Source organism: Methylobacterium sp. E-046, assembly GCF_022829625.1.
Taxonomy (GTDB): domain Bacteria; phylum Pseudomonadota; class Alphaproteobacteria; order Rhizobiales; family Beijerinckiaceae; genus Methylobacterium; species Methylobacterium longum.
This window is the reverse complement of record NZ_JAKSYP010000183.1, coordinates 266969-277433: the sequence shown is the minus strand read 5'-3', so window position 1 is coordinate 277433 and position 10465 is coordinate 266969. Positions and strand designations below refer to the sequence as shown.

Below are 10465 nucleotides of genomic sequence, written 5' to 3'. Positions count from 1 at the left end.
GGCCGCTCCGACACCACCTACGCCGAGCGCGTCGCCCTCGACCTCGACTACGCCACCCGCTGGAGCCTGCGCCGGGATCTCGCCATCCTCCTGCGCACAATCCCCGCCGTCCTCGCCCAGCGCGGAAGCCGCTGAGCCGGGGTCGCGCCGCGACAGCATGCGGCGCGATCCGGTGAACCGGCCTCGGCCTTACGGATCGACAGATCACCCGCCCTCCCGCTGTTCAGCCGGCATCGAGTCTGGGGTGGATCGGCTCGATGCCTCGCCGTCAACGCGCGTCGAGGATGGTGTTCCGACATGCCTGCGCCGCCCGCAACCGTCGGCGGTGCCCTCGGCTTGAGCCCGCGCCATCTTCTGGGGCGACCCGAAGGCCACCTTTCGGGCGGTCGGTGCTCATTTCTGAGTCAGTCGTCAGAGCAGGTCAGTTCCGCTTCGACACCCTCGTTCGCCGTACCGGTAGTTTGCGCGTCGACGACCCGGTGCACGGCCCTGTGCCATGGCGTGACAGTGCGGGTGGTAAATGATTTGCTAAGATCGGGTGTCGCGTTCGTTGACGGCGGCGGAGAGGATCCTGACTTTGGAAGAGGGTGATCCGAACGGGGGTTCCGACCCACTTTGGTACGATTGTGCCGAGGTCGATACGCCCCCGGGTCTGGTGCTGAATACCGCAGCCTACCTGTTCCTATGGGCGGTGGCCGGTCTCATGCTGTTACCGCGCCTCTACTGGCTTCCGGACCGTCTGTGGTGTCGGGTCGCCAGCCACGTTCAGCGCCGTCGTGAGATGGGGGACAAGCGTCTCTGAACCGAGCGCGACGCCGGCGTCACACGGATCCTCGCACAGATCGCCCTGTTCGCGCGGTCTCTCAAGCGCATCGCGTTCCAGAGCCACAGGTTCCAGACCTTCGTCGATCATGAGTGGTGCCGTGCGACACAGGCGCCAGAACTCGACGAACCCGGCAACAAAGACGGCGATGATCACGACTGACCAGGACATGATCGTCAGTTCCCAGTGCCGAAGGCGTATTCAAGATCGCACGAAAGCTTGACGTTTCCACAATACGTTCAGCATTCGGCGCGCAGGTGCTGATGTAGTGTCACGAAGCACCGGCGTCAGCGGCGCGGACGTTAGATTCTTCGGCTGAACGGTATCCGCGACGATCTGGCTCCTTGGAGCCGAGCCTGCAGGTCCCAGGGTCGAGAGATCTTCGCATCGTCACTGGACGGCGAGATCCCCGCATCGGCTTCGCGGCGCCAATAGAGAATCGACATTTCGACTGAGCTTGACCGACACGATTGGCGGGCCGGACACGAGTGTACGCTGCTCGATCGGAGCAGTGCGAGCGTCCCGAAAGCTTTCTCCGGCACGAATGATCGCTCCTCCCTTGCGGGAGAAGCGATCATGATACGTCAGGATTGCGGGCGATCGGCGCGCCGCGCGCGAGTTCCTGGACGGTCAGTGAAACGCGCCGAAGAACCACCACGGCACGATGATTGGCAGCGGGAAGCCGAGCAGCCGGAGCAATCCACTGCGCAGCATTACACCCTCACTCTGCCAATATTTGCACGACTGTTGCCGGTTCTCGACAAGTCGATCGCGCTGCTTTCGGAAACTGATGCGTCGATCAGCGAAGAAACATGAAGCAATGCAGCAGAGTAGGTGCGCCGGCGCGCGTGTACCGGTCCGGAGGTGGCGCCGATAGGGCCGGACCTACGCGGTTCTGGGACCCGGTCGCGGGACACGTACCTCGACCATCTGCCCGGTAAGCGGGTTGAGGATCAGCATGACTGCGCGTCTCCGATGGGTGCACCTGGAGAACGCGGTCGTCTCGCTGAAGGATCACTGCGTTCCGTGCAATTGCGCACAAGTGGTGAACGATTTGTTTACCCTGCGGTCCTTCGCCTGAAGCACGCGGTCTTGGAAGAGGGCCAGCCCGCCACCGGTGGTCGCGCGGGGCTGAGCGGACTACGGCGGATACCCTCGGCTCGCCTTGATCGGCGCCGGGTTCGAACAAGTGTCAAGCGGCTGGGACCGGGCGGGGACGCTGAGGATCCAGCCGGCATCCCCGGTGTTTCTCCATATACGGCTTCCAGCAGGAGCATCGCCATGGGTCTGACCGCCTTCCTCGTCTTCATCGTTCCCTGGGCACTTCTGGCCCTCTGGCTGACGCGCACGCCGACCGCTCTGCGTCTGGGCGCACCCGCGGCTCCGTGGCGGGTTATCCCGACCCATCGGGATCTCGCCCGCGCGCAGCGCAGCGAGACCAACCCGCACGGCAAGCGAGCGGCCGATAGCTCGGGGTCCACGAACGGGGGCAGGCTCGACCGAACTGAAATGTCGGACGGTGGCGCCCTACACACCAGCGTCGAACCCACCGAGCCTACCGCTTAGGACAATCATTCGCGCCGGCCGCTCGAACCGGCCACATTGCGGCCGGTAGAATTGTGGGGCTCCGTTCTGCTACCGGCGAGGCTCGTCGCGCGACGCAGATCCCTTTCCGGCGCGGATGAATTTTCCGATGAACAAGCCGACGGGAAGCGAGATCAGGAACCACGTCCGTACAAACCGAAATGCCTTGTGCATGGCTCGCTCCTGATGGCCGCGCGTGGTCCGGTGGCGCCCGCCGGACGTGAGACAGGGTATCCCGCAAGGTCTGCCATCGTGGTGCGGTGACTGCCATCGCGGAATGGCGGGTTTGGTGCGCGGCGGGCGCTCTCCCTCGCCGAACCGCCGGAGCGTTGCCCGCACGCGATAGGGAATACCGCTGCGATCTCGATGATCCCGGCGGTCGGCAGCGCGAAAGGCTTACCGGCCGCGGGTATGGTCAGATGGGGGAATGCGCGCGGTGGCCGGACATATCTCACCGGTGCCGGTGACGCGCGATCCGCTCCCGCGCCGGCCCGTTGTTGCGGTCGCACCCGATGCAGACGCGCGGATCCCAGCGCAGATCGACACCCAGGGGCTTCACGCTGAGCGTTCCGAGCGTGACGGTCCCGGCGCGCTCCACGGGCGCGCGGGCAAAATGCGTCCCGGCGGCGACGGCAGGCACTTCGAGCGCGTGAGCACTGCCGCAGGCCGCGAGCATCAACAGGCTGCACGCCGACCATCGCATCATCGTTCGCCGAGCCGACATCGTTCTCCTTCCCAAGGGGCACGTCTCGTCCGACAACGTCCGGCGAATGGATCGGGTCGCTAAGCAGTGTCTGCGCACGCACAGCCTGATACGCCCATCCGGCAACAGAGTGGTCATGTCTCTCAGCCGGAACTGCCGGCCTTCCGCGACGGATCAGATTTAAGACAGCTGGCGGGTCCGGCGCGGATCGTCCGCCATCGTCCCCGACATCTCCGCGCCGGTCGGCGCACGTCGACCCGCAGGCGGGACCAAAGCGGCCCTGAAGCGCGTGGAACGTAGGATGTCCGGAGGCCGTCGAGAAATCGTCGCCCACGGACCAACGGCCGTTCTGCGATCCCGATCAGCTGGCTGGTCGTTTGTAAGCCGTCAGCCCGTCACGAGGTACGGAGGGACTAAGTCTTGGTGGGCGCACTAGGGTTCGAACCTAGGACCCGCTGATTAAGAGAAAGCGAGATAGTGCCGCCCCTGTCCACTACTGTCCGCTAAAGGCCCAGGGATCACTTCGGTAACATACTGCATTATATAGAATATTTTTCGAGACCACATTTATTATGCGGTCAGGTGGAGCCAGCTGATGCCACTAGCGGAAGCGTGTGCTAGCGTTCTCTGCACCCCTATTGCACCCCAGACGCCATGCCCCGCCGCGCTGCAACTGAGAACTTGGTCCGCCTAACGAAGGCGCTCATCCCCACGCTGTGCGTCGCCGAAGGGCAGAGCGAGCGCGTGGTATGGGATAGCGAGACTGTCGGCCTTGGGCTGCGCCTGCGACATTCTGGCAACGCTGCCTGGATCGTCCGGCCGCCTCGCAAAGGAGGCGCCTCTCGGATCATCACGCTCGGATCGCTCGCGTCCGTGCCGCTCGCCGACGCCCGCAAGGCTGCCGCTGATCGGATGGCGACCGCAATGCTCGGGGTCGACCACCATGCCGAGCGCGAGGCGTCTAAGGCTCGTGCGGCCGTCACCTTTGGCAATGTCCTGGTACGCTACCTAACGAGACAGGAAGCGCGTCTTAGGCCGTCAAGCTTCCGCGATACCCGGCGCTACCTCGACGTACACGCCAAGCGGTTGCACAGCCTGCCGCTGGCAGACATCCGCCGGGCCCAGGTAGCAGCGTTGTTGGGCGAGATCGCAGAGCGTTCCGGCCCGTTTGCGTCGAACCGCGCTCGCGCCGCTCTCTCAGCCTTTTTTGCATGGGCGGTCGGCGAGGGACTGGTGGAGCTGAACCCGGTCGTGGGGTCGAACAAACATGCCTCAGAGACTGCGCGGGACCGCGTGCTGACCGAAGGCGAGCTGGTAGCGGTCTGGCGAGCCGCGGACGGTGATGCCTTCGGCCCAATTGTCCGGCTGCTCTTGTTGACCGGCCAGCGGCGAGAGGAAGTGGCTGCGATGCGGTGGCCCGAATTGGACCTTCAGGCTGCGCTCTGGCGACTGCCTGGGGAGCGAACCAAGAATGGTCGGCCCCATGACGTGCCTCTGTCGGTTGCCGCGTTGAAAATCCTCGCCGCCGTGCCAATGCGTGATGGGCGAGACCACGTCTTCGGTGTTCGTGGCGGTGGCTTCTCTGGTTTTTCTAAGGCGAAACGCGAGCTGGACGAGCGTGCCGGGATCGAAGTCGCATGGCGTCTCCATGATCTCCGAAGAACGACAGCTACGACAATGGCCGATAAGCTGAACATTCAACCGCACATTGTTGAGGCGATACTCAATCATATCTCGGGTCATAAGGCGGGCGTGGCCGGTATCTACAATCGGGCGGCATACGCTGCAGAGAAGAGAGCCGCTCTTGATGCTTGGGGTGCCCATGTCCTGGCCTTATTAGAGGCTCAAACGGACTGCTCTCTCTGACCGCTTGCGGCTGCCCAGGTCGCTTCTCAGCACCCAGCGGCCTTGTACGTTTCGTACCGAATAGCTAAGTCACCACTGGCACCACCCCACCAGGGATGCGCTCGTAGCGACATCCTCGGTCAGCCCTCTGCGGATGAGCCCTATTGTCGAACGCTGTGCCGGCGTTCGTCGCGCTCCTGCGGAGGCATACAGTGCTGGAGCCACCACCCTCCCCTGACTACAAGGTCCTGCGTCTCGCTGAGGCGTGCGCCGTAGCGCGCATGTCCGTCCGCACCATGCGTCGGTTGCGTGAGGCCGGCCGCGGGCCGCGCGTCGTCCGCCTAAGCGACCGCCTGATCGGCGTGCGCCACGCCGACCTACACGCTTGGCTAGAGAGCCGTGTCGACAAGATGTCCGAGTGTGACTGCTAGTACTTCCTGATCTTGTTGAACGATAGGAAGCCGCTGAACTTCATGCCTATTGTGAATGGTGCGGGTGTTCCTATCTAATAATCTGCTAGTCTGGATACTAGCGAAGATCAACGGGTCTACATCATGAACAGTCCAAACGAGACGCTCATCAGCGTCGCGAAGGCGGCTCTGCGTCTGGGCGTCAACCGCAACACCATCGCTCGACACTTCCCGATCGTCCGGATTGGCGGCCGGATGCTCGTCCGAACCTCGGATGTCGAGGCCAAGATCTTGGAGGGCCGCACCGATGTCGCCGCGTGAGCCATTCATCATCGGAGAAATGGTTCATCACACCCCCGAAGGGGACGTTGTGGAGCCCATGGCCCCGGTGATCCAACGTCGCAAAGCTAGACGCGGAACGTACACCTTCGTAGTGGTCGGCTGCCCGCTCTGTGGAGAGATGCACGAGCATAGTGATGGTGATGGTTCCAGAGTGCCTCACTGCGTAAACCGTGAGCCGTTCTCCAAAGAATACTGCATAGTCGGCGCCGATCAGCCTGCCGTACCGGCAACTACGCCTTACCCAAAGCTGAAAAAGCGGCCACAGACGAAGAAATAACCATACAAACAAAAGGGGTCAGGTGCGACCAACACCTGACCCCGGATAGCACTTCAACAGAATTTCATAGGACGACTACAGCCATGAATATGACCATTCCGACCCTCGAAAGCAACGATACCAAGGGCTTCCTCAACGAATTTTTCCAGGGTGCTGAGGCGGGCTTCATCACGATGTGGCTCAAGCTCAGCAAGACCGAGAGCGAGACCTATACGTTCCCCGTGACCGACCTGGAGGGCGCTGCCGCGAAGCACGACGAGCTGCGCGTGCGCGGTGATGTCTATGTCTGCCGGGGCCTCCAGGAGAAGGCGCCGGCAGCCCGCGAGCGCGGGAAGGAGGCGGGCATCATCTTCGTCGGTGGCCTGTTCGCCGACATCGACACCCGCGAGGGCCCGCACTCGACCCGGGCGGCCGAGCTGCCGGCCGACGCCAACGAGGCCCTGAAGCTCATCGCGGAGGCCAAGCTGCCCCCGCCGACGCTCCTGATCCACACGGGTGGCGGTTGTCACCCGCACTGGCTCTACGCCAACCCGGCCATGATCCTCACCCCGGAGGAACGGGCGGCGGAGAAGATGCTGTCCAAGGCCCTCCAGAAGCGCCTGCGCGACACGTTCAAGGCCAACGGCTACGTCCTGGACGGCACCGCCGATCTGACCCGTGTCTGCAAGGCGCCGGGCTCGCTGAACCACAAGACGGCTCAGCACCCCAAGCCGGTGACCCTCATCCACCAGGGTGAGCGGTACGACCGGGTCGAGCTGGCCGAGATGCTGGCGCCGGACCTCGCCATGGCGTCGCGTGGCGTCCCCGGCGCCGGTAAGGGCACCGTCGCGGAGATGATCCGCGCGGAGGCGACGAAGGCGCACCTGGCCTCTGGCAGGGCCAAGCCCGACGAGTTCGCCCCCGTCCTGGCCGGCTGTGCCTTCATCCAGCACTGCGATGCATTGCAGGAGAAGCTGATCGAGCCCTGGTGGTACAAGATGGTCGGTGTCGTGGCCCGCACCGTGAACGGTCGCCGCTGGGTCCACGAGATGTCCAAGCGCCACCCCGACTACGCCTTCGAGGAGACCGAGAAGAAGATCGATCAGGCACTGGAGGCCGCGACCGGGCCGACCTGGTGCAGCACCGTGGCAGATGGCGACGCCACCTCCCCGCCCTTCGAGGGCTGCGCGAGCTGCCCCTTCCGGGCCGCCATCCGCACCCCGCTGGCGTTGGCCAACCAGGGCCGCGCCATGGTCGCCATCCAGCAGGGCGCGGTGTTTGTGGTGAAGGGCCGTAGCTACCTGCACCTCGCCAGTGGCGAGAAGCTGGACCCGGAGGAGTTCGGCGACAGCGTGAAGTCCAAGATCGGGAACGCCCCGCACAGCGCCCTGATGCTGTCCCCGACCATGCCGAAGGTGATGCACCGGGACTACCGGGCCGGAGTGGCGCAGCTCATCCTGCCCGAGCCGGACGGCACTTTCTCAGTGAACCTCTGGCAGCGCGGCGGCGTGATCCCGGCGGCTGGTGACTACCAGCTGATCCTGGATTTCTTCGCACGGTTCCTCCCGGACACGCGCTCGCGTGAGCACGTGACCCAGTACCTGGCGCACCTGATCCAGTACCCCGGCGAGAAGATCGAGCACGGCATCATCGTCACGGGTGGTTTCGGCACCGGCAAGGGCACCCTGCACCGGATCGTCGCGACCATGTTTGGCGACAAGAACGCGCGCAAGATCGAGGGCGTCGAGCTGGGCCAGCAGTGGACGGCTCGCCTGGTGGACGCGCAGGTGCTGATGATCGAGGAGGCCCACCACGGTGAGCGCCTGGAGGTGTTCGAGAAGACGAAGGAGTTGCTGACGGCGGAGTTCTTCTACGCGGAGGACAAGAACGTGCGCCGCTTTCGGGGCCGGACACCGCGCGGCATGTTCCTGGCGTCGAACGACGCTGCCCCGATCGTTCTGCCCCGCGGTGACCGCCGCTGGTTCGTCTGCGCCACCCCCGAGACCCCCGAGACGGAGGAGGAGAAGAAGGCCAACCGGACCTTCTTCAAGCGGCTCCACGACCAGCTGGACCAAGACGATGGCACGGTGGCGGCCTTCGCCGAGTACCTGCGCACCCTCTCGCTGAACGGCTTCAACGCCAAGGGGGCTCCGCCCATGACGAAGGCGAAGGAGGTGGCAACGGAGGAGAGCCGCACACCCGTCGCGCAGATGCTGGCTGAGCTGATCCAGGCCGGCGGCATCCCCTTCCACCGGGATGTGATGTCGGTGCCGGAGGTGATCCACGCCCTCAAGACCTCGACCTGGGCGGACAACCTGGAGCGGCTGAGCCCGAAGAAGGTTGCTCGGGCGATGCAGGATCTCGGCGCGCGCAAGGTGAATGTGGATGGTGAGGATCACCTGGAGCTGGTCATTGGTGGCGGGAAGCGGCTTTACCCCTGGGCCATCCGCAACACCGCCCACTGGCGCACTGCGACCCGTGAGGAGCTGAAGGCTGAGGCTACCCGTCCGGTCACCGAGCAGATCGTGGCCGACTTCAACGAGACCCGGCTCAGGAAGATGATGGAGGAGGCGGCCCGGAAAGCCCACGCCTAATCGCACATCGCAGATCGCAGTACATTCAGAAAAGGATCTGATGTCTGCGCTGCCTCATCACCAGGAAGGAGGGCCAGGGCGGCAAGTGCTCTGGACCTCATAAAGATAAGAATAACGTCCGGAGAATTTAAAATGTACTGCGATCTGCGATCTGCGATTTCGGAGGGCGCTACTATCATTAAGCCCCCCGCCGCCTTGAACCGGCTACCGCAGGCCTCCGAGGTGGCCTTCCCGGGCCAGTTCGCGTGGTCGCCGATCTCCACCGGCTCCCTGACCGCCGCCCTCCGCCTGGACCGCGGCCTGTGGGCGACTTGGAAGTGCCGCGGTATCTGTCCGGCCGAGATGCCTTCCACCTGGTTCCGGCCTGCACCGGGGCGGCCGGTCTATTACCGCGTGGACCAGGTCCTCAGCTGGATTGCGGCCCGCCGCGGAGAACAGCTCGACCCCCTCACAACCTGGCAGCTCAGCCTCCAGCGCGACTTCGAGACCGAGACCGATGACCCGGACCAGGTGCGGAAGTGGGCGCACCTCTACGCCCAGGCAGTCGGGCCCCACCTCCCTGGTGGTGGGAGTTTCACCGTACCAGGGTTCCGAGACTACCTCGCTTCCTTGTTGTCATGCAAGTAAATCCCGAAATTCCCGGAATTATAAATGACAGATAGTATTGAGTAAGCCACGCTTTTCCGCTAAAAAAAGTACCCACTCCCCCTTAAGCTTCTCAGTGTCAAACAATTTATCTTAGTTATTCATGTAAATATTTGGTTGGCCATTGCGGCCAAGCTCTGCCATCTCTGTCACGGACCAATCAACGAGCGTCGATCGGTCCGTGACAGAGGTTTGGTCCATGGCGCTAGGTAGGTTCGTGGTCTACCTTCGGGTCTCCACTCAAAAGCAGGGTCGTTCTGGCCTCGGGCTGGAGGCGCAGCAGCGGGCGGTCACCGACTACCTGAACGGCGGGTCGTAGTCTGTGGTGGCCGAGTTCACCGAGATCGAGAGCGGTAAGTCCGACACGAACCGGCCTCGGCTCCAGCGCGCGATCCAGGCGTGTTGGGTCTACGGAGCCAAGCTCCTCATCGCGAAGTTCGACCGGCTCAGCCGTGACGCTCACTCCTGCTGGGCTTGGAGAAGGCCGGCATCGAGTTCGTCGCCACCGACGACCCGCATGTCAACCGGCTCCCGGTGGGGATCATGGCTCTGGTCGCGGATGAGGAGCGGCGCGCGACCTTGGCGGCACCAAGGCCGTGCTCGCGGTGGCCAAAGTGCGCGGTGTGAAGCTAGGGGGCGACCGGGGTGCCACCCTCTCCCAGGAGTTCGAGGCCCACAGGCGAGCCGCCGACCTCGCCCCCATCATTGCCGAGATGCACGCGACCGGGGCTACCAGCCTCCGCTACCTGGCGGCTGGCCTCAGCAAAGCCGGCATCGCCCCGCCTCGGGGAACCACCTAATCACCGATGGCGATGAGCCGCACGCTTACAAGGTTCGAGGTCATAAGGTGAAAAGCAAGAGTAACTCGCCGGCGGTTAGCTAATCTGCGTCGGCCCGTAGAAGGTACGTTTCGTACAATAGAAAAAACGAAGGCTTATTGAGCACCAATCGTGCTCGATGAAAAGAGCATTTTCCGATCGTCTGCCGTGTCAAAAATGCGCGGCCGAAATACAAATTTTACATTATGAGAACGCCGCAGCGGAAACATGGTCGTTAATTTCAGGTGCGAAATTTATGCTTGAGAACACTGAAGAACTCGATGCTTTCAACATCACAATAACTGACAAGATGCAGATCACGATTAATCCAGAGCGAGGTTTGCTGCACAAGACGAGAGCTATGAAAAACTTTAACGGTGTTGATCCGGTAAGCTATATTGCCCGCGCCCTGCCTCGGCATATCAAACAGAACAAGGCTTGAGCG

10 protein-coding genes are annotated in these 10465 nt (G+C 63.3%); 8 read left to right on the top strand and 2 right to left on the bottom strand.

Going from position 1 to position 10465, the window contains the following annotated elements; translation table 11 throughout:
* Positions 1-135, top strand: a 135-nt coding sequence (locus MKK82_RS19615) for a sugar transferase (protein ID WP_243986516.1), incomplete at its 5' end; no start/stop codon positions are given.
* Positions 136-709: 574 nt separating this feature from the next.
* Here MKK82_RS19615 and MKK82_RS19610 read toward each other — a convergent pair.
* Positions 710-994, bottom strand: coding sequence for a hypothetical protein (locus MKK82_RS19610; RefSeq protein WP_238286577.1), 285 nt, complete (start codon positions 992-994; stop codon positions 710-712).
* Positions 995-1456: 462 nt separating this feature from the next.
* Between MKK82_RS19610 and MKK82_RS19605 the strand changes: the two genes are divergently transcribed.
* Together MKK82_RS19605 and MKK82_RS19600 are read left to right on the top strand one after the other, a co-directional pair.
* The gene (locus MKK82_RS19605) at positions 1457-1639 is read left to right on the top strand and encodes a hypothetical protein (RefSeq protein WP_238286575.1); all 183 of its coding nucleotides are present in this window, start codon (positions 1457-1459) and stop codon (positions 1637-1639) included.
* Between the two features lie 465 nt (positions 1640-2104).
* Positions 2105-2389, top strand: a complete 285-nt coding sequence (locus tag MKK82_RS19600) for a hypothetical protein (RefSeq protein WP_238286573.1) — start codon at positions 2105-2107, stop codon at positions 2387-2389.
* Positions 2390-2858: 469 nt separating this feature from the next.
* Here MKK82_RS19600 and MKK82_RS19595 read toward each other — a convergent pair whose 3' ends face one another.
* The gene (locus MKK82_RS19595; RefSeq protein WP_238286571.1) at positions 2859-3086 is read right to left on the bottom strand and encodes a hypothetical protein; all 228 of its coding nucleotides are present in this window, start codon (positions 3084-3086) and stop codon (positions 2859-2861) included.
* A 678-nt stretch (positions 3087-3764) separates the two neighbouring features.
* Here MKK82_RS19595 and MKK82_RS19590 point away from each other — a divergent pair.
* From MKK82_RS19590 to MKK82_RS19570, 5 genes are all read left to right on the top strand, one after another.
* Positions 3765-4976, top strand: a complete 1212-nt coding sequence (locus tag MKK82_RS19590; protein ID WP_243986500.1) for a tyrosine-type recombinase/integrase — start codon at positions 3765-3767, stop codon at positions 4974-4976.
* A gap of 155 nt (positions 4977-5131) precedes the next feature.
* Complete coding sequence (locus MKK82_RS34445; protein ID WP_409566830.1) at positions 5132-5386, top strand: helix-turn-helix transcriptional regulator; 255 nt, start codon at positions 5132-5134, stop codon at positions 5384-5386.
* 123 nt (positions 5387-5509) lie between these two features.
* Complete coding sequence (locus MKK82_RS19585) at positions 5510-5686, top strand: helix-turn-helix transcriptional regulator (protein WP_243986498.1); 177 nt, start codon at positions 5510-5512, stop codon at positions 5684-5686.
* Positions 5687-6067: 381 nt separating this feature from the next.
* Entirely contained in the window at positions 6068-8557 is a 2490-nt protein-coding gene (locus tag MKK82_RS19580) for a DUF5906 domain-containing protein (RefSeq protein ID WP_243986497.1), read from the top strand.
* A gap of 1602 nt (positions 8558-10159) precedes the next feature.
* On the top strand, positions 10160-10462 hold the full coding sequence (locus MKK82_RS19570; RefSeq protein ID WP_243986496.1) for a hypothetical protein: 303 nt from the start codon (positions 10160-10162) through the stop codon (positions 10460-10462).
* The last annotated feature ends 3 nt before the right edge of the window (positions 10463-10465 follow it).